22 protein-coding genes are annotated in these 22,255 nt (G+C 67.7%); 12 read left to right on the top strand and 10 right to left on the bottom strand.

Going from position 1 to position 22,255, the window contains the following annotated elements:
* Positions 1-28: 28 nt before the first annotated feature.
* Both BLR24_RS10680 and BLR24_RS10675 read left to right on the top strand, forming a co-directional pair.
* Positions 29-1,483, top strand: coding sequence for a M16 family metallopeptidase (locus BLR24_RS10680; protein WP_254787238.1), 1,455 nt, complete (start codon positions 29-31; stop codon positions 1,481-1,483).
* Between the two features lie 16 nt (positions 1,484-1,499).
* On the top strand, positions 1,500-2,849 hold the full coding sequence (locus BLR24_RS10675; RefSeq protein ID WP_093016605.1) for a M16 family metallopeptidase: 1,350 nt from the start codon (positions 1,500-1,502) through the stop codon (positions 2,847-2,849).
* A gap of 9 nt (positions 2,850-2,858) precedes the next feature.
* Here BLR24_RS10675 and BLR24_RS10670 read toward each other — a convergent pair whose 3' ends face one another.
* Entirely contained in the window at positions 2,859-3,776 is a 918-nt protein-coding gene (locus tag BLR24_RS10670) for a LysR family transcriptional regulator ArgP (protein WP_093016603.1), read from the bottom strand.
* Between the two features lie 85 nt (positions 3,777-3,861).
* Between BLR24_RS10670 and BLR24_RS10665 the strand changes: the two genes are divergently transcribed.
* Genes BLR24_RS10665 through pcp form a run of 7 tightly spaced genes read left to right on the top strand, consistent with a single transcriptional unit; the run spans position 3,862 to position 8,871 of the window.
* Positions 3,862-4,497, top strand: coding sequence for a LysE/ArgO family amino acid transporter (locus BLR24_RS10665; RefSeq protein ID WP_093016601.1), 636 nt, complete (start codon positions 3,862-3,864; stop codon positions 4,495-4,497).
* 30 nt (positions 4,498-4,527) lie between these two features.
* On the top strand, positions 4,528-5,193 hold the full coding sequence (locus tag BLR24_RS10660; RefSeq protein ID WP_093016599.1) for an RsmD family RNA methyltransferase: 666 nt from the start codon (positions 4,528-4,530) through the stop codon (positions 5,191-5,193).
* 41 nt (positions 5,194-5,234) lie between these two features.
* Positions 5,235-5,738, top strand: coding sequence for a pantetheine-phosphate adenylyltransferase (gene coaD, locus BLR24_RS10655; protein ID WP_055802687.1), 504 nt, complete (start codon positions 5,235-5,237; stop codon positions 5,736-5,738).
* A gap of 10 nt (positions 5,739-5,748) precedes the next feature.
* A complete protein-coding gene (pxpB, locus tag BLR24_RS10650; RefSeq protein ID WP_093016597.1) occupies positions 5,749-6,399 on the top strand; it encodes a 5-oxoprolinase subunit PxpB in 651 nt (216 codons plus the stop codon).
* Positions 6,396-7,394, top strand: coding sequence for a 5-oxoprolinase subunit C family protein (locus BLR24_RS10645; RefSeq protein WP_093016595.1), 999 nt, complete (start codon positions 6,396-6,398; stop codon positions 7,392-7,394). The genes pxpB and BLR24_RS10645 overlap by 4 nt, the downstream gene beginning before the upstream one ends.
* Positions 7,395-7,453: 59 nt before the next feature.
* Positions 7,454-8,194, top strand: a complete 741-nt coding sequence (pxpA, locus tag BLR24_RS10640; RefSeq protein ID WP_093016593.1) for a 5-oxoprolinase subunit PxpA — start codon at positions 7,454-7,456, stop codon at positions 8,192-8,194.
* 17 nt (positions 8,195-8,211) lie between these two features.
* Complete coding sequence (pcp, locus tag BLR24_RS10635) at positions 8,212-8,871, top strand: pyroglutamyl-peptidase I (protein WP_093016591.1); 660 nt, start codon at positions 8,212-8,214, stop codon at positions 8,869-8,871.
* Here pcp and BLR24_RS10630 read toward each other — a convergent pair.
* Positions 8,859-9,560, bottom strand: coding sequence for an alpha/beta fold hydrolase (locus BLR24_RS10630; RefSeq protein WP_175543246.1), 702 nt, complete (start codon positions 9,558-9,560; stop codon positions 8,859-8,861). The two genes, pcp and BLR24_RS10630, sit on opposite strands and share 13 nt — an antisense overlap.
* Positions 9,561-9,740: 180 nt before the next feature.
* Between BLR24_RS10630 and BLR24_RS10625 the strand changes: the two genes are divergently transcribed.
* Complete coding sequence (locus BLR24_RS10625) at positions 9,741-10,433, top strand: histidine phosphatase family protein (RefSeq protein ID WP_093016589.1); 693 nt, start codon at positions 9,741-9,743, stop codon at positions 10,431-10,433.
* A 30-nt stretch (positions 10,434-10,463) separates the two neighbouring features.
* Here the strand turns inward: BLR24_RS10625 and BLR24_RS10620 are convergent, their stop codons facing one another.
* The 3 genes from BLR24_RS10620 to BLR24_RS10610 form a co-directional block, all read right to left on the bottom strand.
* Positions 10,464-12,047, bottom strand: a complete 1,584-nt coding sequence (locus tag BLR24_RS10620; RefSeq protein WP_093016587.1) for an N-acyl-D-amino-acid deacylase family protein — start codon at positions 12,045-12,047, stop codon at positions 10,464-10,466.
* 115 nt (positions 12,048-12,162) lie between these two features.
* Positions 12,163-13,521: a tetratricopeptide repeat protein gene (locus BLR24_RS10615; protein WP_093016585.1), complete on the bottom strand. Its 1,359-nt coding sequence runs from the start codon at positions 13,519-13,521 to the stop codon at positions 12,163-12,165.
* A gap of 32 nt (positions 13,522-13,553) precedes the next feature.
* Entirely contained in the window at positions 13,554-13,952 is a 399-nt protein-coding gene (locus BLR24_RS10610) for a tautomerase family protein (RefSeq protein ID WP_093016583.1), read from the bottom strand.
* A 107-nt stretch (positions 13,953-14,059) separates the two neighbouring features.
* Here BLR24_RS10610 and BLR24_RS10605 point away from each other — a divergent pair, with 107 nt between their 5' ends.
* Positions 14,060-14,929 carry a LysR family transcriptional regulator gene (locus BLR24_RS10605; RefSeq protein ID WP_093016581.1) on the top strand — a complete coding sequence of 290 codons (870 nt, stop codon included), beginning with the start codon at positions 14,060-14,062 and terminating at the stop codon, positions 14,927-14,929.
* Positions 14,930-14,966: 37 nt separating this feature from the next.
* On the top strand, positions 14,967-15,593 hold the full coding sequence (locus BLR24_RS10600; protein WP_093016579.1) for a YitT family protein: 627 nt from the start codon (positions 14,967-14,969) through the stop codon (positions 15,591-15,593).
* Positions 15,594-15,693: 100 nt separating this feature from the next.
* Here BLR24_RS10600 and BLR24_RS10595 read toward each other — a convergent pair whose 3' ends face one another.
* From BLR24_RS10595 to BLR24_RS10575, 5 genes are all read right to left on the bottom strand, one after another.
* Positions 15,694-17,115 carry an amidase gene (locus BLR24_RS10595; RefSeq protein WP_093016577.1) on the bottom strand — a complete coding sequence of 474 codons (1,422 nt, stop codon included), beginning with the start codon at positions 17,113-17,115 and terminating at the stop codon, positions 15,694-15,696.
* Positions 17,112-18,599 (bottom strand): ABC transporter substrate-binding protein, encoded by a 1,488-nt coding sequence (locus BLR24_RS10590; protein WP_093016575.1) that lies wholly within the window; start codon positions 18,597-18,599, stop codon positions 17,112-17,114. Before BLR24_RS10590 ends, BLR24_RS10595 begins: the two co-directional genes overlap by 4 nt.
* A 201-nt stretch (positions 18,600-18,800) precedes the next feature.
* Positions 18,801-20,294 carry an ABC transporter substrate-binding protein gene (locus tag BLR24_RS10585; RefSeq protein WP_093016573.1) on the bottom strand — a complete coding sequence of 498 codons (1,494 nt, stop codon included), beginning with the start codon at positions 20,292-20,294 and terminating at the stop codon, positions 18,801-18,803.
* 139 nt (positions 20,295-20,433) lie between these two features.
* Entirely contained in the window at positions 20,434-21,264 is an 831-nt protein-coding gene (locus BLR24_RS10580; protein ID WP_093016571.1) for an ATP-binding cassette domain-containing protein, read from the bottom strand.
* Positions 21,261-22,250 (bottom strand): ABC transporter ATP-binding protein, encoded by a 990-nt coding sequence (locus BLR24_RS10575; RefSeq protein WP_093016569.1) that lies wholly within the window; start codon positions 22,248-22,250, stop codon positions 21,261-21,263. Before BLR24_RS10575 ends, BLR24_RS10580 begins: the two co-directional genes overlap by 4 nt.
* Positions 22,251-22,255: the final 5 nt, after the last annotated feature.

Here is a 22,255-nt window from a genome sequence, read left to right as displayed (position 1 = left end):
GGGAGCTTTTTACAATCCGACCCATTCTATGAAACACCCCTCGCCACGCCGTGCTGCGTTCGGTGCGGTGCTGGCGATGGCGCTTTCGGCGCCGTGGACCATGCCTGCGCAGGCCCAGCCCACACCGGTTCCCGCCGCTTCATCATCATCCGCCTCCGCCACGGCACCCGCTCCCCAGCAGTTCACCCTCGCCAACGGCATGACGCTGCTGGTGCTGCCCGACAGGCGTGCCCCCACGGCCGTGCAGATGTTGTGGGTTCGCGTGGGCTCGGTCGACGAGGTCGATGGCACCTCGGGCGTGGCGCACGTGCTCGAGCACATGATGTTCAAGGGCACCAAGGACATCAAGCCCGGCGAGTTCTCGCGCCGCGTGGCGGCCTTGGGCGGACAGGAAAACGCGTTCACCACGCGCGACTACACCGGCTACTACCAGCAGATTCCGGTCGCCAGCCTCGAGCAGATCATGAAGCTCGAATCGGACCGCTTCGCCAACAACCAATGGCCCGACGACGAGTTCAAGCGCGAGATCGAGGTGGTCAAGGAAGAACGCCGCCTGCGCACCGAAGACCAGCCGCGCGCATTGCTCGGCGAACAGCAGAATGCGGCCGTCTTCACGGCCTCGCCCTACCACCGGCCTGTGGTCGGCTGGATGAGCGACCTCGACGCCATGACGCCGGACGACGCCCGCGCCTTCTTCCGCCGCTGGTACGTGCCCGCCAATGCCGCCGTGGTGGTGGTCGGTGACGTCGACGTGGGCAAAGTGCGCGCGTTGGCCGAGAAGTATTACGGCGGCATTCCCGCGCGCGCCGTGCCCGCGCGCAAGCCGCGCACCGAGTCCGCGCAGCGCGGCATCCGCCGCATCGAGTTCAAGGCGCCGGCCGAGCAGGCCTACGTGTCGCTCGCGTTCCGCATTCCGCAGCTGGAGAGCATCGACGCCGCCGACAGCGACGTATGGGCGCTCGAAGTGCTCTCCGCCGTGCTCGACGGCTACACCGGCGCGCGGCTCGACCGCGCGCTGACCCAGGGCCCCGACCGCGTGGCCGACTCCGTCAGCGCCTATTCGGGCCTGGCCGGCCGGGGACCGCAGCTGTTCACGCTCGTGGGCGTGCCGGCGAACGGCAAGAGCGCGGAGGCGGTCGAGGCCGCGTTGCGAGCGCAGGTAGCGCGCGTTGCCAAGGAAGGCGTGGGCGAAGCCGAACTCGCGCGCGTCAAGACGCAATGGGTGGCGAGCGAAACCTACAAGCGCGATTCGGTCATGGCACAGGCCCGCGAACTCGGCAGCAACTGGGTGCAGGGGCTGCCGCTGGACACCAGCACGCGGATCGTCGCGAAGCTGCAGGCCGTGACACCCGCCCAGGTGCAGGCCGTGGCCGGCAAGTACTTTGGAGACGACCAGCTCACCGTGGCGACCTTGCGTCCCCTGCCGCTCGACTCCAAGCCCCGCGGCCGCGGTTTTGCAGCGCCCCAGGGCGAACTGCGCTGAAGGGCGCCGGATTCCAATGACCCCAATGAAAAAAATCCTGCGTTCCGCGCTGTTCGCTGCCGTCGCCGCCGTGGCGGGTTCCAACGCCGCGCAAGCCGCGCTCCCCATCGAGCACTGGACGCTTGCAAGTGGCGCCAAGATCTACCTGGTGTCGACCCAGGCACTGCCCATCGTCGATGTGCAGATCGATTTCGACGCCGGCAGCCGGCGCGATCCGGCGGCCCAAGCGGGCCTTGCCAGCGCGACCGCGACCATGGTCGAGAAGGGCGTGCGCGCCGGCAAGAACGGCGAGCCGGCGCTCGATGAGAACGCGCTGGGGGAAGCCTGGGCCGACCTGGGCGCGGAGTTCAATGCCAGCGCCGGCACCGATCGCGCGAGCTACTCGCTGCGCACGCTGTCCGACCCCGCGCTGCGGGCCAAGGTCGTGGCGCTGGCTTCGCGCGAGATCGGCGAGCCGGCCTTTCCCGACGACATCTGGCAGCGCGAGCGCGAGCGCATCAATGCCTCGCTGAAGGAAGCCAACACCAAGCCGGCGACCATCGCGGGCCGCGCCTTCGCGCAGGGCGTCTACGGCATCCATCCCTACGGGCAGCAAGTCACCGAAGCCACGCTCGCGCGGATCGACACCGCGGCCATGCGGCAGCGCTACCAGCAGCTCATCGTGCCGTGCCGCGCCAAGCTCAGCATCGTGGGCGCCGTGACCCGCGCCGAGGCCGAGGCCATGGCTACCGCGCTGCTCTCGCGGCTGCCGGGGCCCGAGGCTTGCACGCCGCTGCCCGCCATTGCGCCGGTGACTGCGCTCGCGGCGCCAAAGGACGATCGCATTCCGTTTGCTTCGGCCCAGGCCCATGTCTTCATCGGCCAGCCGGGCTACCCGCGCAAGGACCCGGATCACTTCGCGCTCACGCTCGGCAACTACGTGCTGGGCGGCGGTGGCTTCGTCTCGCGGTTGACCAATGAAGTGCGCGAGAAGCGCGGCCTGGCCTACAGCGTCTACAGCGGCTTTGCGCCGGGGCTGGATGCCGGTGCGTTCCGGGTGGGATTCCAGACGCGGCCCGACCAGGCCGAGGAGGCCGTCAAGGTTTCGCGCGACGTGGTCGCGAAGTTCGTGGCCGAAGGTCCGACCACCGAAGAGCTCAAGGCCGCGAAGGACAACCTGATTGGCGGCTTTCCGCTCTTGCTGGACAGCAATCGCAAGCTCATCGGCAACGTGGCCAACATTGCGTGGTACGACTTGCCGCTCGACTATCTCGACACATGGACCGCGCGCATGAACGCGGTCACCGCAGCCGAAGTTCGCGCCGCCTTTGCGCGCAAGCTCCAGCCCGGGCGCATGGTGACGGTGGTGGTGGGCGGAAAGCAATAACGGGCGTTCTCAGCGCAGCGCGTGCGCCCCGCTTTTGGCAGCCGCGCGCACCGCCGCCTTGAGCCGTTCGAGCAGTTGCGGCGCCGCGCGCGCCTGCTGCCAGTAGAGCGGCACCTGCAGCGCCGAACCGGGCACCAATTCCACCAGCGCGCCCGAGCGCAGCGCGTCGGCCGCCATGCTGGCCGGGAGCATGCCCCAGCCCATGCCGGCGCGCGCCGCGTCGACGAAACCCTGCGCCGAGGGCAGCCAGTGCCGCGGCGTCTCGATGCTGCGATGGCAGATGCGCCGCACCCAACGTGCCTGCAGCCGGTCTTTCCGGTCGAACACCAGGCTGGGTGCGTTGCCCAATGTGCGCGCATCCACGTCCTTGCCGAAGTAGCGTCGCACGAACTCCGGGCTTGCGGCCGCCACGTAGTGCATGGCGCCCAGGGCCTCGCTGTTGCAGCCCGCCACCGGCTGCGCCGAGGCGGTGACGGCCGCCAGCACCGCGCCGCTTCGCAGGCGCTCGGCGGTGTGGTCCTGGTCGTCCACGGTCAGGTCGAGCAGGGCCGATTCTTCCTGCTGTGCAAAGGCCGCGGCGGCCGCCATGAACCAGGTGGCGAGGCTGTCGGCGTTCACCGCCACGCGCACCGTGACCCGCTCGCCCGCGCTGCCGCTCCCGCCGCCCATGCCCAGTGAGGGCAGGGCGTCGCGCAGCTCGTGCTCCAGCATGCCCACGCGCTCGATGTGGCGGCACAGCTGCTGCCCGGCTTCGGTGGCCACGCAGGGCTGGCCGCGCACCACCAGCGCACCGCCCGTGCGCTCTTCGAGCAGCTTTACGCGCTGTGAGACGGCCGATGGCGTGACGTTCAGCGCGCGGGCCGCACGCTCGAAGCTGCCTTCGCGCACCACGGCGGCCAATGCGTTCAGGGCGGCGTAATCGAGCATGCCTCTTTGCGAGTGATTAGAAAAACTGAATATGGCGTAGGAAGTTTAGTTTGTATTAACTGATTCGCGGCGGCAAGCTAGCGCCATGGCTTACGAACAGATCACCACCGCATTCATCAACGGGCTCGTCATGAGCCTGGTGCTCATCGTCGCCATCGGCGCCCAAAACGCCTACGTGCTGCGCCAGGGCTTGCGGCGCGAGCATGTGAGCGCGGTGGTGCTGTTCTGCGCTGCCAGCGATGCGGTTTTGATCGCGGCAGGCGTGGCCGGAATGGCGCAGGCGCTGAAGGGGAAGCCGGCATTCGCCAGCGCACTCGCAGGGCTTGGCGCGCTGTTCCTGGGCGCGTACGGCCTGCGTGCGCTGTGGCGTTCGCGCCAGCCCGGCGCATTGCAGGCCGCGGCCCATGGCACATCGTTCTCGCGAACAGCCGTGCTGGCGCAGGCGGCAGGCTTCACCTTGCTGAACCCGCATGTCTACCTGGACACCGTGCTGCTCGTGGGCAGCACCGGCGCCCAGTACGGCGGCTCGCTCAAGGCCTGGTTCGTCGCGGGCTCGGCACTGGCCAGCGCGCTGTGGTTCTCGGCGCTGGGCTTTGGGGCGCGATGGCTGGCGCCGGTCTTCGCGCGTCCGCGTGCCTGGCAGATGCTCGATGCGCTGATCGGCGGGACGATGCTGGTGCTGGCCGCGCTGCTGGCACGGCGCGCCTTGCTCGGCACATAGAGGCTCGTGCGGGGGCGTTAAGCTCGCCTCATGTCCCAGAAGAAAGCCGCAGCCGCCCAGCGTCCCACGTCGAAGCCATCGCCGTCCCCCGCGCGTTCGAAAGCGCTGCCGCGTGAGGTGCGCATCATCGGAGGCCAGTGGAAGCGCAGTCGTCTTTCGGTGGCCGACAAGCCCGGCCTGCGGCCCACGCCCGATCGCGTACGGGAAACGCTGTTCAACTGGCTCGCGAGCATGGCTGGCGCAGGGGGCGGCGAACTGCCGGGCTGGCAATGCGTCGATGCCTTCGCCGGGACGGGAGCGCTCGGGCTGGAGGCGGCTTCGCGCGGCGCTGCGAGCGTTCTGCTGTGCGAGCAGGATGCCGCGCTGGTGGCGCAGCTCCAGGCCGCCAAGACCAAGCTCTCGGCCGAAGCCGTTCGCATCGAGCGGGGCAACGGGCTCACCGCGCTTGAACGCACGACTGCCGGCAGCCTGGATGCCGTGTTTCTCGACCCGCCTTTCGACAACGTCGCCCTCTACGAACCTGCTCTGCGTGCCGCGGCGCGGGCCGTGAAAGCCGGAGGCGCCGTTTACCTTGAAGCGCCGCGCCGCTGGAACGACGAAGAGCTTGCCGCCATCGGCCTTGTTGGTTTTCGTTACTTAAAGGCGGGGGCAGTCCATGCGCACCTGCTGCGGCAGGCTGCAAACGGGACTGCATAATCCGCCGGACAGGCCGCACCGGCTGCATGAGGAAGAAGACCATGGCCAGCAACGTGATCGCGGTTTATCCCGGCACTTTCGATCCCATCACCCTCGGCCACGAGGACGTGGTGCGGCGTGCAACCCAGCTTTTCTCGAAGGTCATCGTCGCGGTTGCGGCGGGCCATCACAAGAAGGCGCTGTTCTCCCTGCAGGAGCGTATCGAGATGGCGCGCGAGGCGGTGAAGCCGTACAGCGACCAGGTCACGGTCGAGAGCTTTTCGGGCTTGCTGCGCGATTTCGTGGTGGTGCGCGGTGGCAAGGCGATGGTGCGCGGCCTGCGTGCCGTGACCGACTTCGACTACGAGTTTCAGCTCGCGGGCATGAACCGCTCGCTGATGCCCGACGTGGAGACCGTGTTCCTGACGCCCAGCGACAAGTACCAGTTCATCTCGAGCACCTTCGTGCGCGAAATCGCCATGCTCGGCGGCGAGGTCCACAAGTTCGTTTCACCCGATGTGGAGAAGCAGCTAGCAGCCAAGGTGCGCAGCCTCGGTCGTGAATAGCCGACCTCCTTTGCCTCGCCTGCATCCGCTCGGCGACGCGGCGCTGCTGTGCGAGCTGCCGCCGCCGGCCACGCTGGCGCAGCAACAACGGATCTGGGCGCTGGGCGCGGAGGTCGAGCGGTGGGCCGGTGTGGGCGAGGTGCTGCCTGGCATGAACAATCTCACGCTGACTTTCGACCCGACCGCGATCGACATCGAGGCGCTGATGGCGCGGGTCAACGAGGCCTGGCCCCGGTTGTCGGCCACCGCCATCGAAGGCCGCAGGGTGGAAATTCCGGTGGCGTACGGCGGCGAGCATGGCCCCGACCTTGCCGACGTGGCGGCACACACCGGGCTCACGCAGGCCGAAGTGGTGCGGCGGCATAGTGCGGCCGACTACGTGGTCTATCTGCTCGGGTTCCTGCCCGGCTTCGCTTTCATGGGCGGACTGCCACCCGAACTGGCCACGCCGCGCCGGTCCGAGCCGCGCACCGCGGTGCCCGCGCGCTCGGTCGGCATCGGCGGCGAGCAGACCGGCATCTATCCGCTGGTGTCGCCGGGCGGCTGGCAGCTGATCGGCCGCACCTCGCTTGAGCTCTTCGATCCTTCGGCCGAGCCGCCCACCCTGCTGCGTCCGGGCGACCGCGTGCGCTTCGTCGTCGAAAGCGTGCACATCACATGATGCTGGTCCAGAAGCCCGGCATGCTGGCCTCGGTGCAAGACCTGGGGCGGCACGGACATCGCCAGTTGGGCATCTGTCCCGGCGGCGCACTCGACGTGCTGGCGCTCACGCTGGCGAACCGGCTGGTCGGCAACACCGACGCGGCGGCGGGTCTCGAGATCACCATGGGCGGTTGCGAGATCCGCTTCGAAACCGCCACCCGCATCGCGCTGGTGGGAGACGGCTTCGGCGCCCGGCTCGACGGCGCGCCGCTCTGGCCCTGCTGGAGCGTGCCGGTCGCGGCAGGCCAAACGGTGACGCTCGCGGGCGCCAATGCAGCCGGCGCGAAAAAGGCCGGGTTGCGCAGCTGGCTCGCCGTGGCGGGCGGCATCGACGTGCCGCCGGTGCTCGGCTCGCGCAGCACCGACCTGAAGGCGGGCTTCGGCGGCCATCAGGGCCGCGCGCTGCGCAAGGGCGACCGGCTCGCACTGGGCGCCACGGCGCTCGATGCCGACCAACTCGCCCGCCGCCCCTTCGGCCTGCGCGGACCCGACTGGGGCCCCGAAGAAAGCGACGGCTCCATCGCCCTGCGCGTGCTGCCGGGCCCCGAGTTCGACCAGTTCACCGTGGCCTCGCACGCGCAGCTCTGGAGCGAACGCTGGCGCATCACGGCGCAGAGCAACCGCATGGGGAGCCGCCTCGCGGGCGCGGAGCTCAAGCGCAAGCGCAGTTCCGACATGCTCTCGTCGGGTGTCATCCCCGGCACCATCCAGGTTCCGCCCTCGGGCCAGCCGATCATCTTGATGGGCGACGCGCAGACCACCGGCGGCTATCCGCGCATCGGCGTGGTGATCCGCGCCGACCTGTGGAAGCTCGCACAGGCACCGCTCGACGGCCGGTTGAGGCTGGTGCAGGTCGACATGGCCGAGGCGCTCGAGGCATGGGCCGATCAGCAGCGCTATCTGGCGCAGGTGGCGCAAGGGCTTGCGGCTGCGGGTTGGACGAGACCGGCATAGACTTGCAATCAGCAGGCGCGCGCCGGCCTGCCTCAGCGCTCGACGAAGGAACAAAGCTTATGCAAATCGACCTCAATGCCGATCTCGGTGAAGGCGCCGGCAGCGATGAAGCGCTGCTCGGCCTCGTGAGCTCGGCCAACATCGCGTGCGGCTGGCATGCGGGCGACGCCAAGACCATGCGGCAGTGCGTGCGCTGGGCCATCGAACATGGCGTGGCCATCGGCGCTCATCCGAGCTTTCCCGATCGGGAAAACTTCGGCCGCAGCACCATGCATCTTCCACCCGACGAGATCGTGGCCAACGTGCTCTACCAGGTCGGCGCACTGGCCGCGATCGTCAAGGCCGAAGGCGGCAAGCTCTCGCACGTGAAGGCGCACGGCCAGCTCTACAACCAGGCCGTGAAGGAGCCCGAACTCGCCGACGCGCTGTGCGAAGCGGTGCGGCGTTTCGATCCTTCTCTCAAATTTTTCGGCCTGGCGGGCAGCGGCATGATCGACGCCGCGCGCCGCGCCGGCCTCACGCCCGTCGAAGAGGTGTTTGCCGACCGCGGCTACATGCCCGACGGCAGCCTGGTGCCGCGCAGCCAGCCCGGTGCGCTCATCGAAGACGAAGAACAGTCGCTCGCCCAGACGCTCTCGCTGGTACGCGACCGCAAGGTGACGGCCATCGACGGCAGCACCGTGCCAGTCAATGCCCAGACCGTGTGCCTGCATGGCGACGGCGCCCACGCACTGGAGTTTGCGCGGCGCATCCGCGACCGCCTCCAGCTAGAAGGCATCGCGGTTCGCGCGGTGGCCTGAGCGGGCGCCGTTACACCGTGGCGCAGCGAACCAACGTCCTGCTGACCGGGTTCGATCCGTTCGACCGCGAAGCCCTCAACCCTTCGTGGGAGGCCGTGCGGGCGCTCGACGGCTGGAAGTGCGGCCGCGCCACCGTGCATGCGCGCCAGATGCCCTGCGTCTTCGGCCAGTCGATCGAGGCGCTTGCGAGCGCGATGGAGGAACTGCGGCCCGAGCTGGTGCTGTGCATCGGCCAGGCTGGCGGCCGTGCCGAGATCACGCCCGAGCGGGTGGCCATCAACATCGACGACGGCCGCATTGCCGACAACGCGGGCCGGCAGCCCATCGACGTGCCCGTGATGCCCGGCGCGCCGGCGGCGTATTTCTCGACGCTGCCCATCAAGGCCATGGTTCGCGATCTGCGCGCAGCCGGCGTGCCGGCATCCGTGTCGAACACCGCGGGCACCTTCGTTTGCAACCACATCTTCTACGGCCTGATGCACCGTATGGTCACGCACCCCGTGCCGGGGCAGCGCGGCGGCTTCATCCACATCCCGTACCTGCCCGAGCAGGCGGCGCGTTTTCCGGGAGTGCCGAGCATGTCGCTGGCCACCATGGTCGAGGCGCTGCGCGTTGCAGTGGCTTGCGCGCTGGCCGTTGAAAAAGACATTGCGGAAACCGGCGGTCAGCTCCACTGACCCAGCCAGGAGAGCAGCGCCGCGTTGACGAACGCAGGCTTCTCCATGGTCAGCATGTGGCCGCATTGGGCCACCCACACGACTTCGGCGTGCGGCACCAGCGCCGCGATTTCGCGCGTGCAGGCGGGCGGTGCCAGCCGGTCGGTATCGCCGCAGACCAGCAGCACCGGCGCGCGCAGCGAGGGCAGGTGGGCGCGCGCATCGGGGCGGCGCATCACCGCGCGGTTCTGCCGGATCAGCTGCTGCGCGCCGGCGTCCAGCACGATCTCCAAATATCGCTGCACCAGCGCCTCGTCGGCGGCTTGCGCAGGATGAAATGCGAAAACGACGTTCGGTTCGATCACCTCGCGCAGATCGCCTTGCTCGAACAATTCGATCGCGCCCTCGCGCAGTTCGTACATGTCGGGCGCCTCGGGCCGCGGATTGGTGCCCAGCAGCGCGAGCCCGGCGATGCGCTCGGGCGCTTGCCGCGCGGCTTCCATCGCGATCATGCCGCCCATCGACGCGCCGCAGAGCACGAGCGGACCGGGGTGTTCGCGCAGCACGGCCGCGGCCATGGCCTCGATGGTGTCGTGCCGCGTGTGGGCATCGCTCACACGGGCTTCGAACGCAGGCGGGAGGACGGGAAGCTGCGCTTCCCACAGGCGCTCGTCGCAGGCGAGGCCAGGCAGCATGACAAGATTCGGCATGGGACCATTCTGCGTGATCGGGCGATCTGGCGCAGCGGGCATAGGTTTCTCGGCGAGGGTTTTTTTGGGCGCCTGAGCCGGCACGCTTTCGCCACCGCCCCCGCCGCAGGTGGCGGCCATGCAACAGATGGGGCCATCGAGGGCCTGTGCGTCACGCACGCAGTGGAGAATGGACGTTCCATGCCCACGCCCAAACCCGAATCCACGACCGAGCTCATCCTGATCCGCCACGGCGAAACCGCCTGGAACCGCGAACTGCGCTTCCAGGGGCACGCGGACGTGCCGCTCAACGACATGGGACACGAGCAGGCGCGGCGCCTCGGACTGCGGCTGGCGGGTGAGACGGCACAGCACATCATCAGCAGCGACCTCATGCGCGCACAGCAGACCGCCGCGCCCGCAGCGTTGCAGCTGTCGCTGCCGGTGGTCACGTCGGCGGGTTTGCGCGAGCAGCACTTCGGCGTTGTCGAAGGCATGCGGGCCGACGAGATCCAGGCGTTGCATCCGCGCGCTTGGGAGCAATGGCTGGAGTTTCGCGAGGACCATGCCATGCCCGAGGGCGAGTCGGCGCGCGAATTCCACGCGCGCATCGTCGCGGCGCTCGGAACCCTGGCCGCCACGCATCGCGGACAGCACTTGATCGTGGTCACCCATGGGGGAGTGCTCGACATGGTATGGCGCACCGCGCGCGGGCTCAGCCTCAGCGGGCCGCGCCAGAGCGACATCCCCAATGCGGGCTTCAACCGCATCCGCATCGCCGATCCCGCGATGCCCGATGCGATCGAGATCGTCGACTGGGCCGACACGCGGCATCTTGCCGACCTGCCGCCGCAGCCGACCTACGACCAGCGGCGGCATCTCGAGAAGAACTGAGCCGCCGAAGCCGCAAAAGCGCGCGCCTCCTCAGGTGCAGCTGCCGGCCTTCGGCGTGCGCAGCAGCGCTTGCCCCGCGCCAACGCCGGTGGGCTTGCCGCCGTCCACCGCGAGCCGGCCGTTCACCAGCACCGTGACCACGCCCTCGGACAGCAGCGCAGGCTGCGTGTAGGTGGCCCGGGCGGCATAGCGCGCGGGGTCGAACACGACCACGTCGGCGTAGTAGCCTGGCCGCAGGTGCCCGCGCTGCTTCAGTCCCAGCGTGTCGGCGGTCAGCGATGAACTGCTGCGGATGAATTGCCCGAGCGAGATCGTGCGTTCCTTCACCACGTACTGGTCGTACTTGCGCGCGAAGGTGCCGTAGGCGCGCGGATGGCCCAGCGAAGAGTCGGACGAGGTCATGACCCATGGCCGCTTCATGAACGCGCGCACGTCGTCGTCGCTCTGGTTGAACGAGGCGATCATCAGGTCGCCGTCACGCAGCACGGCAATGGCAGCATCCACCGGATCGGCATTCGAGGTCTTGGCCACGTCGGCCAGCGTCTTGCCGACGTACTTGGTGCTGCCGGCCGAAAACAGGATCGTCTCGGGACCGCCGCGCAGGCGCAGGTTCTCGCGCACGCCGGTTCGCAGGCGCTCCTGCACCGCCGCATCGTCAAAGCGCTTGAGCATGGCCTCTCGGCCGCCGTCGACAGCCCATGGCGGCACCAGCGCGGCCGAGAAGCGCGTGCTCGATGCCGTCCACGGATAGTGGTCGGCCGTGATGTCGAGCCCGGCGGCACGCTCCTTTTCGATGCGGCGGATGATGTCGCCGCTCTGGCCCTGCACGTCCACGCCCAGCGCCTTGATTTGCGCCACGTGCACCGGCAGGCGGGCTTCGCGGCCGATGCGGATCACTTCCTCGATGGCGCCTTTCAGTCCGATGTTGTACATCGACTCGTCGCGGATGTGGCTGTCGTAGAGCCCGCCGTGCCGGGCCGCGACCTTCGCGAGCTCGATGACCTCCTCGGTCTTCGAGAAATTCTGCGGCGGATAGAAAAGACCGGTCGATAGGCCCAGCGCACCGTCGCACATGGCCCGGCTCACATGCTGGCGCATCGCGTCGAGCTGCTCGGGCGTGGGCGTGCGATTGGCTTCGCCGAGCTGGCTGATGCGCACCGGGCCGAATCCCACGTACATGGCCACGTTGGTTCCCACCGGCGCCGAACGCAACCGCTTCGTCTGCGCCGCGATGTCGAAGCCGCCAAAGCCGTCGTTGCCGATGACGGCGGTGGTCACGCCCTGGGTGAGAAAGGGAATGTTCAGGCGCTTCTGCGGATCGGTGGAAAGCAGGTCGGCATCGGCGTGGGTGTGCGCGTCGACGAAGCCCGGCGCCACGACCATGCCCGTGGCGTCGATGGTCCGCCGCGCACTGAATTGCGCCGGCGCCTTCGGCCCCGCGAAGACGATGCGGTCGCCCAGGATGCCGACGTCGCCCATGGTGGGCTCGTTCGAATCGCCGGTGTAGACGGTGCCGCCGCGCAGCAGCAGGTCGAGCTCGACCGGGGCATCGGCGGCGGATGAAAGACCCGCCAGGGCCGCGAGCGCGGCGAGCACGACAACTGATTTCTGCATGGGCGAGCGATCCGGAGCGATGTGAAGCGGGCAGTTTAGGAGCCGCTCCCGCGGACCGTTAATTCCTTTTGCGACACGCCCCATGACCGGAAGGCATGGCCTCTGTCTGCCCCACTCAGAGCCGCGATGCCAGTTGTTCGAGCCCGAGCCACGCATAGACGGCACTGGCCTGTCGGCGCAGGCGCAGCGACTCGGGCTGGCCGTTGCGCTGCTGCTGCAGGATGCCTTGCGCACCCGTGAGCGTGGCCTGGCTGCCGGTGCGCACGAGGGCGTCGAGGTACACCTGCTCGAACAGGTCGCGTTGCGCATGGCTGCCGCCGATCTCGAGCAGCCGCGGCAAGGCCATGCCCAGCCCTTCGATGGCGGAAGCGAGATCGCCGCGCGCATGCGCAACGAGGCCGCGCGCGGCCGGCACGCACACGTGCTCCCAGGCGGCGCGCGCGGAGAGCGGCGCGCGGGGCGCATAGGCCTCGATGTTGCGCAGCAGCTCATCGGTCTCGGGGCGGCCCGCGCGGGCCAGTCCGTACAGATACTGCAGGTCGAGAAAGGGCAGCACGTGGTCTGACGTGCGCTGCACAAGGTAGCCGCTGATGTCGTCCCATCGCGCACCGACGTCGATGCCCGCGAGTTCGAAGCGCGCGAGCAGCGAGACGGCGCCGATCTGGTCTTGCGAGTAGTCCTTCACCACGCCCCACACCTCGCGGTCGTACACCGTGAGCGCTTCGGCATCGCGACCCAGCTCGATGAGGAACAGCGCCACGTGCCACCAGTTGTGCGTGACCATGAACGAATTGAGCCCGGTCCAGGTGTCGCTCACGCCTTGCATGAACACCAGCCCTTCGGAGAGCCGGCCTTCGGTGAGCATCACATGCGCCAGCGCGTGATGCGCCCAGGGTTCCTTGCGGCACATGCCGATAGCTCGGCGGGCGCTGGCCTCGGCGTCGCGCATCAGGTGGCATTGCTCGTAGCCGAAGGCGGCCATGCCATGCACATAAGGCACGTCGGATGCGGCCGGCAGCGTAGTAAGCGCCAGGCGCAGCATGCCGGGGCAGTCGCCGGTATTGAAGCAGTGGTACTGCCCGAGCTTCAACGAGACGAGGTCGCGCGGATGCTCCCGCGCTTGCTCCGCGTGCAGTGCGATGGCCTTGGCGATGTCGCCCTCGGCCCAGGCCTCGATGGCCGCAACGTAGCGCCGCTCGCGCGGCGTGGCGCGCGCCATCCCGGCTCGGGCCTTGTCGAGGAAGGGCCGTGCGTTGGCCGCGGCCTCGCGCGATTCGGCAAAAAGGTGCAGCGTTGCGCAATAAGCCTGCACCATGGGGCTCGCGTCGCTGTCGGCCAGGGCGAGCAGGTTGACCGCGCGCGCCTCGCTCGACAAAAAGCCCAAGACGAAGTCGTCGACGAGCGGCAGGCTGGCGGCATCGTCGAGCGTGAGCGGGTTGCCGAAGCTGTCGGCATGCAGCATTGCAGGGGGCATGGCGCTGATGGTGCCACGCCCCGCCGCAGGCTTCAAACGCCCGCTTGCTGGTGGCGGTATTCCTGCGTCTTGCCGCCATAGCCGTAGGCCGCGCCGCGCGCATCGATCACGTGGATGTACGACACCTCGTGCAGGTTGGGCCGCAGCCGTGCCATGGCGGCATGCACCTCGCGCAGGTAGCGCGCCTTTTCCGCCTTGGTGTTGGTCTCGTCCGTGATGCTGATGTCGAGGTGGAACGCCGACTTGCCGAGCGAGGGGAGCGACTGCCCACCGATGAACCATGTGTCGGCGGCGATGTACTGCACCGTGATGGCGATCACCGGCAACTGCTTGCCGAGCACGCTCTGGGTCAACTCGGCGACCACGTCGACGGTCTTGCGCGTGAGCTGGGCGTCGGGCTCGCCCGAGAGATGAACAACGATATGCGGCATCTGAAACTCCGTGAATGAGTGAACGATGGGGTCATTGTGGAGACTTGGAATCTATCGGAAAAGCGGGAAGATATGATTGATGTCATCGGTTAAACAGATGGATCGCCATGCAGACTTTCGACCTGGAACAGCTTCGCACCCTGGCCGCCGTGATCGACGCCGGCAGCCTCACGGCCGCGGCGCCGCGCGTGTTTCTTTCGCAGTCCTCGGTCAGCGAGCAGATACGCAAGCTGGAGGAGCGGGCAGGGAAGTCGCTGCTCACGCGCAGCAAGGCCGGCGTGGCGCCGACCGAGGCGGGCACGCGGCTCCTGGCCTATGCGCGCCGCATCCTCGCGCTCAGCGACGAGGCATTTCGCGATCTGCATGGTGAGAGCCTCCAGGGGGAGCTGCGGCTGGCCGTGACCGACTACTTCCGCCCCGGCGATCTCACCCGGTTGCTGGGGCGCCTCGGCGAGAGCTATCCGAAGGTGCGGCTGAACGTGAGCATTCTGAAGAGCGATGCGTTGCGGGCAGCCTATGCGAATGGCGAGTTCGACGTGGGGCTGGCAATGAGTATCACGGGCGCGGCCTCAGCGGCGGAGCAGGGTGCGAAGGCACCGGTAGTCCGGCGCGAATCGCTGGCGTGGCTCGGCGCCACCGGCATGCGCCTGGCGCGGGGCGAACCGCTTCGGCTGCTGGCCTTGCCGGACACATGCTCGCTGCATCAGTACACCGTGTCGCTGCTTCGGCGGCGCAGGGTGCCGTATGTGCTGGCGCACGTGGCTTCGGGAGTGGCAGGCTTGCAGTCGGCGCTGGCTGCGGGGCTTGGCGTGGCCTGCCTGAACGAGTCCGCGGTGTGTGATGGGGTGGTGCGGCTGACGGCGCCGCATGGCTTGCCGGCCTTGCCCCGGGTCGCATTCCAGTTCTTGCCCAGCCGCAGGGGCGAGACGGAATTCGTGACGCGGGCTCGGGAGATGCTGGCGACGTATCTGGTGTGACGTTCCGGGGTGGCGCGGGATTTGCGTCAAGCCCGCCATGGACGCGCCACAACCTACAACCCCGCCGGATCTGCTGCGCCACTCCGGCTTCGACGATGCACGGGCCATTTTTTCGGGCACGCTGTTCGTTGCCATCGCCATGATGCTGTTCGGCCAGGCAGGCTTGCTCACGGGCGGCACAGCCGGCGTCGCATTCCTCTTGCACTACGCCACGGGCGTGAGCTTCGGAAAATTGTTCTTCCTGGTGAACCTGCCGTTCTACTGGTTCGCATGGCGCCACATGGGACGGGCCTTCACGGTCAAGACTTTCTCGGCCATCGTGCTGCTCTCGGTGATGACCGATTGGGCGCCGCGCTACATCTCGATCGAATCACTGCACCCGGCCCTAGCAGCCGTGCTCGGCGGCCTGTTGCTGGGCACCGGTTGCCTGTTCCTCGCCCGCCATCGCGCGAGTCTGGGCGGCGCGACGGTGCTGACCCTGTACCTGCAAGAGAAACGCGGCTGGCCCGCCGGCAAGGTGCAGATCGGCATCGACTGCACCGTGGTGTTGCTCGCGCTGTTCGTGATTCCGCCGCAGCGCGTGGGCTGGTCGGTACTGGCCGCGGTGGTGATGGGGCTTTTTCTGTGGATCAACCACAAGCCGGGGCGCTACGCTGCGACTTGAGTGACGGGCTCCGGGGCTCTTGTCCGGGGCGTGTGCACAGGGCACCGGGTACTCCCTCCGCGAATGTCCCCCATCGGCGTGATCGCACCCTGAATCACGCCTACCGTTCAGGCGCCACAGGCCAGGGCCGCTGCGGCTCCCGAATTTGTTCGAACGCACGCGACACGCGCAGCACGCCGAGGTCGTCGAAACGCTTGCCCGCTATCTGCAGTCCGATCGGCAATCCACTCGCCGAGTACCCGCAGTTCACCGACGAAGCCGGCTGCTCCGACATGTTGAACGGGACCGTGAACCCGATGTGTTCCAGCGGCCGCAATGGGTCATTCGTCGGCGAAGGCGCTTCCGCGGCCGCGGGCATATTGGGCGAAACCGGCGAGATCACGTAGTCGAAACGCGCACACGCCTGCACCGCCGCAACCCGCGTCGCATGGAACTGGCTGAAACCGCGGAACACGTGCTCGCCGCTGAACTCCGCCGCGCTCTCGGCCCATTCGCGAATGTAGGGCAGCACCTTGGCGCGCTGGTCGGCGCGCAGCGCCTTCATGTCCACCAGCGAGCGCATGCGCCACAGGTGGTCCATGCCGTCGAGCATGGCTTGCGACATGAACGGCTGCATGGTTTCGACGATTGCGCCGGCTTTTTCGAAAAGACGGGCCGCATGCTCGACTGCGGCCTGGATTTCGGGCTCGACCGCGAGGCCGCATCCTGCATCCAGCAGCAGGCCGATGCGCAGCCCCCGCAAATGGTCGGGCGACACATCGAAGCCGGCCCAATCGATGTCTTGCGGCGGCAGGCTCATGCTGTCGCGTGCGTCCGGCTTGGAGAGCACCTGCATCATCAGCGCGGCATCGCCGACGCTGCGGGTCATTGGCCCTGCGGCGCGGCCCATGTAAGGCGGATCGATCGGGATGCGTCCCAGGCTCGGCTTGAGCGTGAAGATGCCGCACCAGCTCGCGGGCAGGCGCAGCGAACCGCCGATGTCGGTGCCGATGTGCAGCGGGCCATAGCCCGCGGCAGCCGCCGCACCGGCTCCGGCGCTCGAGCCGCCCGGCGTCTTGCGGAGATCCCACGGATTGCGCGCCAGCTTGTGAAAACTCGAGAGCCCCGAAGACAGCATGCCGTAGTCAGGCATGGTGGTCTTGCTAACGATCACCGCGCCGGCTTCCTTCAGGCGCGCGGCAGGCGGCGCGTCGGCGGCTGCCGGCTTCAAATCGACGGCCGCAGTGCCAGCCGGCATTGGGTCGCCACGGGTGGCAATGTTTTCCTTGATGGTGGCCGGCACGCCGTCGAGCGGGCCGAGCGCTTCGCCGCGTTGCCAGCGCGCTTCCGAGGCGCGCGCCTGTTCGAGCGCGGCTTCTGGCTTGAAGAGCCAAGTGGCCTGCAGCTGCGGTTCCCAGCGCTCGATGTGCGCGATGACGGCCTGCGTGACCTCAACCGGCGACAGGCGCTTGTCGCGGTAGGCGGCCGAGAGTTCCTGCGCGGAGAGGTCGTTGAGCGAAGAAGAAGACACGTCGGCGCTCATCCCCACGACAGGGCCGACAGGTCGTTCACGAAGATCGGGTTCTCCTTCCAGATGCCCTTCACGTTCTTCTTCGCGATGGTCGGGAACTGCGGCTGGTAGAGGAAGCCGTTGGCTGCGTCGGTGGCCAGCATCTTCTGCGCCTCGCCGAGCAGCTTGTTGCGCTCGGCGGCGTTGCCCGTGGCCTTGATCTTGTCGAACAGCGTGTTGAAGGCCTTCGACTGGTAGCCCCAGTAGTAGTCCGCCTTGGCGTAGTTTCCGAGGTCGAAGGGTTCGACGTGCGAAATGATCGACAGGTCGTAGTCCTTGTTGCCGTAGGTGCCGCTGAGCCACTGCGCCCACTCGACGTTCTGCACCTTCACGTTGATGCCGATCTTGGCCAGCTGGGCGACGATCACCTCGCCGCCCTGGCGCGCATAGGGTGGCGGCGGCAGGGTCATGGTCAGTTCGAGCGGGGTCTTCACGCCGGCTTCGGCGAGCAGCTTCTTGGCGTTCTCGATGTCGAAGGGGTTGATGCCCGTGGTGTCGACATACCCTGCCGCTCCCGGCACGTAGTGGCTGCCAATCGGCACGCCGAAGCCGTCGGCCGCGCCTTCGATCACCGCCTTGCGGTCGATGGCTGCCAGGATGGCGCGGCGCACGCGCACATCGTCAAGCGGCTTTTTCTTGTTGTTGATCGACAGGATGGTCTTGGCGCGCGAGCCGGCCAGGATGGTTTGGAACTGCGGGTTGTTCTTGAACTGCGGCACCACGCGCGTGCCGATGCGCGTGAACACATCGACGTCTCCAGCCAGCAGCGACGCGGCCTGCGCGGCGGCATCGGCAATGAAGCGGAAGGTGACCTTGTTGATCTTTGCGGTGCCGGGGCTGCGGAAGCCGTCCCACTTGCTGAGCGTGAGCGACGAGCCCTTGGCCCAGCTGTCGAGCTTGTAGGGTCCGGTGCCGGTCGGCTTGGTGGCGTTGGTGTCGGCGCTCTTGGGCTCGACGATGACGGCGGTGGCCTGGCCCAGCACGAAGGGCAGGTCGGGGTCGATCTCCTTGTTGATGATCACCACGGTGTAGTCGTCGACCACCTGCGTGCTCAGGTTCGCGAACGTGCGCTTGTCCTTGTTGGTGCTCTTCTCGCTGCCGGCGCGGTCGAAGGCGAACTTCACCGTGTTGGCGTTGAACGGTTCGCCGTTCTGGAACTTGACGCCGCGCTTGAGCTTGAAGGTGTAGGTCTTCAGGTCGGGCGACACTTCCCAGCTCTCGGCCAGGAGGGGCGTGACGCTGCCGTCGGCGTTGATCTTGGTGAGCGTTTCGAGGATGTTGTAGTGCACGACCTCGGCGATGGCGGCCGCGGCACCGGCAGTCGGATCGAGGCCCGGCGGCTCGAGCGCCATGCCGATCACGATGGCGTCCTTCCGTCCCTGCGCCATGCCGGCAATGGGAGAGGCCAGCGCAACAGTGGCGCCGGCGGTGGTAAGGAGGGTGCGACGGTTCAACATACGTTGTGATCTCCGGAAAACGGTGAGTGCGAGATGACTGCTTTCATGTGCGCCGCGCCCCGAATGAAGGCGCCGCGGCACGAAGGAAGGACACGCAGCACGAAAGATGCCACGCGCGCAGCAAAGTCATTCTCTCGCAGCAGGCGCCTTGGCGCTGGGCCGCGGAGGAGGTTTTTCCTCGGGACGTTCCCGGATGCCGCCTCAGCTCCAGGAGAGCGCGCCAATGTCGTTGACGAAGATCGGCGTGTCCTTCCAGAGCCCGCGCAGGTTGCGCGCCGCCACCGTGATGAACTGCGGCTGGTACAGGAAGACATTGGCCGCGTCCTCGGCCAGGAGGCGCTGCGTATCGCCCAGGTAGCGCAGCCGATCGGCGGTGCGTGCGCTGTTGCGCGCCTTGTCGAACAGCTCTTTGAATCTGGCCGACTGGTAGCCCCAGTAGTACTCGGGCTTGGTGTAGTTCACGAGGTCGAAGGGCTCGACGTGCAGGATCAGCGAGAGATCGTAGTTCTTGTTGCCGTAGGTGCCGCTGATCCATTGAGCCCACTCGACGTTCTGGATCTTGGCGACGATGCCCACCTTGGCGAGCTGCGCGGCAATGAGCTCGCCGCCTTGCCGTGCATAGGGCGGCGGCGGCAGCACGAAGTCGAGTTCGAGCGGCGTCTTCACGCCCGCTTCGGCCAGCAGCTGCTTCGCCTTCTCGACGTTGAACGGGTTGATGCCTGTCGTGTCGACATAGCCCGGCGCGCCCGGCACATAGTGGCTGCCGATGGCGACGCCGCGGCCATCGGCAGCGGCTTCGATCACGGCCTTCCGGTCGATGGCTGCGGCGATGGCACGGCGCACGCGCACGTCGTCGAGCGGCTTGCGCTTGTTATTGATGGCAAGAATGGTCTTGCCGCGCGAGGCGTTGAAAACCACCTGGAAGCGCTTGTCGTTCTGGAACTGCGGCAGGCTGCGTGACACCGATGCGTGCGGAAACAGGTCGACGTCGCCCGAGAGCAGCGCCGTCGTCTGCGCAGCCGGCTCCGAGATGAAGCGGAAGCTTGCCTTGCGGATCTGTACCGCGTCGGCATTGCGCCAGCCGTCCCACTTGGCGAGCACGATGGCCGAGCCCTTGGCCCAGTTGTCGAGCTTGTAGGGGCCGGTGCCGACCGGCTTGGTGGCGTTGGTGTCGGCGCTCTTGGGCTCGACCATGATGGCGGAGGCCTGGCCCAGCAGGAAGAGCAGCTCGGGTTCGATCTCCTTGTTGATCAGCACCACCGTGTGCTCGTCGATCACTTGCGCGGCGATGTTGGTGAAGGTGCGCTTGTCCTTGTTGGTGCTGTTGGCCGCGGCGGCGCGGTCGAACGAGAACTTCACCGTGTTGGCGTTGAACGGTTCGCCGTTCTGGAATTTGACGCCCCGCTTGAGCTTGAAGGTGTAGGTCCTGAGATCGGGCGAGATTTCCCAGGTTTCGGCCAGCAGCGGCGTCACGCTGCCATCGGAGTTGATCTTGGTGAGTGTTTCGAAGACGTTGTAGAGCACCACTTCCGCGATCTCGGCACCGGCCTTGGCCGTGGGGTCCAGGCCCGTGGGTTCGAGCGTGAGCGCCAGCACCAGTGAGTCCTTCTTTCGCTGCGCCAATGCAATCGTCGGCAGCGCGAAGGGGGCCAGGGCCGCGGCGCCGGTGGCGAGCAGGGTGCGTCGTTTGAGCATGAAGCAATGTCCTCGGAACAAGGGGCAGGCATCTTCAGCGAGACAGGGGCGGCCGCGCAACCAGATGCTTATGACCCAGTCATCCTAGAGCCGCCTCGCGAAGCTTCGATGTCAGGCCATGGGCCTGCCGGGGGAGGGCTCAGGCTGCCAGCAGCGTGCCGCCGGTGGGTGTGCGCGGCACCGCGTCGAGCAGCGTACGCGTGTACGGATGCTGCGCATTGCGGAACAGCTCGCCGGGCGGGCCCTGTTCGACGATCTTGCCCTTCCACACCACGCACACTTCGTCGCACAGGTGGTTCACCACCGCGAGGTCGTGGCTGATGAGCAGGTAGCTGATGCCGAACTGCTGCTGCAGGTCCTGCATCAGGTTGAGCACCTGGGCCTGCACCGACACGTCGAGCGCGCTTACGGGCTCGTCGGCGACGATGAGCTTGGGGCGCGTGATGAGCGCGCGCGCAATTGCAATCCGCTGGCGTTGCCCGCCAGAGAATTCGTGTGGGTACTTGTCCATGTCGGTGGTGCGCAGGCCCACAGCGGCCAGGGCTTCCGAGGCGCGCTCGCGCTGCACGGCGCGGCTGGTTTCGGCCAGCGCTTCGAGCGGCTCGGCCACGATGCGCGCCACGGTCTGACGCGGATCGAGCGAGCCGTAAGGGTCCTGGAACACCATCTGGAAATCGCGCCGCGCCACCCGCAGGTCGCTGCGGGGCAGCTGGTGCAGATCGCGGCCCAGCATGCGTACGCTGCCCGACGTGGGGGTGTCGAGCGCCATCACCAGGCGTGCGATGGTCGACTTGCCGGAGCCCGATTCACCTACGATGCCCACGCTCTTGCCGGCCTGCACCTGGAAGCTCACGCCGTTGAGCGCCTTCACAAGCGGCGGCGGGCCGAAGAGCTTTTCGCGCGGCAGGGCGTAGTGGCGAACGAGGTCCGTCACCTCGAGCAGGGGCTGATTGCTGGTGGATTGGCTCATGCTTCGAGTGCGCCTTCCGCGGCAATTTCGTCGAGCCGGATGCATCGCACGGCGTGGTCGTGCCGCAATACCGTGGGCGGCGGGCGGGTCGCGTGGCAGGCATCGACCGTGTACTTGCATCGACCCGCAAAGGGGCAGCCTTGCGGCAGGTCGATCAATTCGGGCACGCTGCCGCGGATGGTGGCCAGGCGAATGCCGCGCGGCGCGCCAAGCGCCGGCCGCGCCGCGAACAGGCCCTGCGTGTAGGGATGCGCGCGCTCGGCAAACACGGTTTCGGTCGGGCCGCTCTCGACCACGCTGCCGCCGTACATCACCAGCATTTTCGAGACGGTCTGGGCAATGACGCCAAGGTCGTGCGAGATCAGGATCAGCGCCATGCCACGCTCGGCGACAAGACCCTGGATGAGATCAAGAATTTGCTTCTGGATGGTGACGTCCAGCGCGGTGGTGGGCTCGTCGGCAATCAGCAGGTCGGGGCCGCAGGCCAGGGCCATCGCAATGCCGATGCGCTGGCGCTGGCCGCCCGAGAACTGGTGCGGATAGGCGTCGAGCCGCGAAGCCGCATCCGGGATGCCCACGCGCTCGAGCAGCGCCAGCACTTCCTTGCGCGCTTCGGCGCCGGTGAGCCCGCGGTGCAGGCGCAGCGGCTCGCCGACCTGGCGCGCGATGGTGTGAACTGGGTTCAATGCCGTCATCGGCTCCTGGAAGATCATGCCGATGCGGTTGCCGCGAATCTGGCACATGGCTTTCTCGTCTCGGCCGACAAGTTCAGTGCCGTCGAAGCGGATGCTGCCGGTGACCTTGGCGGTGGATGGCAGCAGGCCCATCAGCGACTGCACCGTGATCGACTTGCCGCAGCCCGATTCGCCGACGATGCCCAGCGTTTCGCCGCGCTCGAGCGTAAAGCCGATGCCGCGCACGGCCTCGGCGGGGCCGCGCTGCGTTTGCAGTTCGACGTGCAGGTCCTTGACTTCGAGAAGTGGCATATCGC

This window comes from Variovorax sp. OV700 (assembly GCF_900099805.1).
In the GTDB taxonomy this organism is placed as follows: Bacteria; Pseudomonadota; Gammaproteobacteria; order Burkholderiales; family Burkholderiaceae_C; genus Variovorax.
The sequence above is the reverse complement of the archived record's forward strand: the minus strand, read 5'-3'. Positions and strand labels throughout refer to the sequence as shown.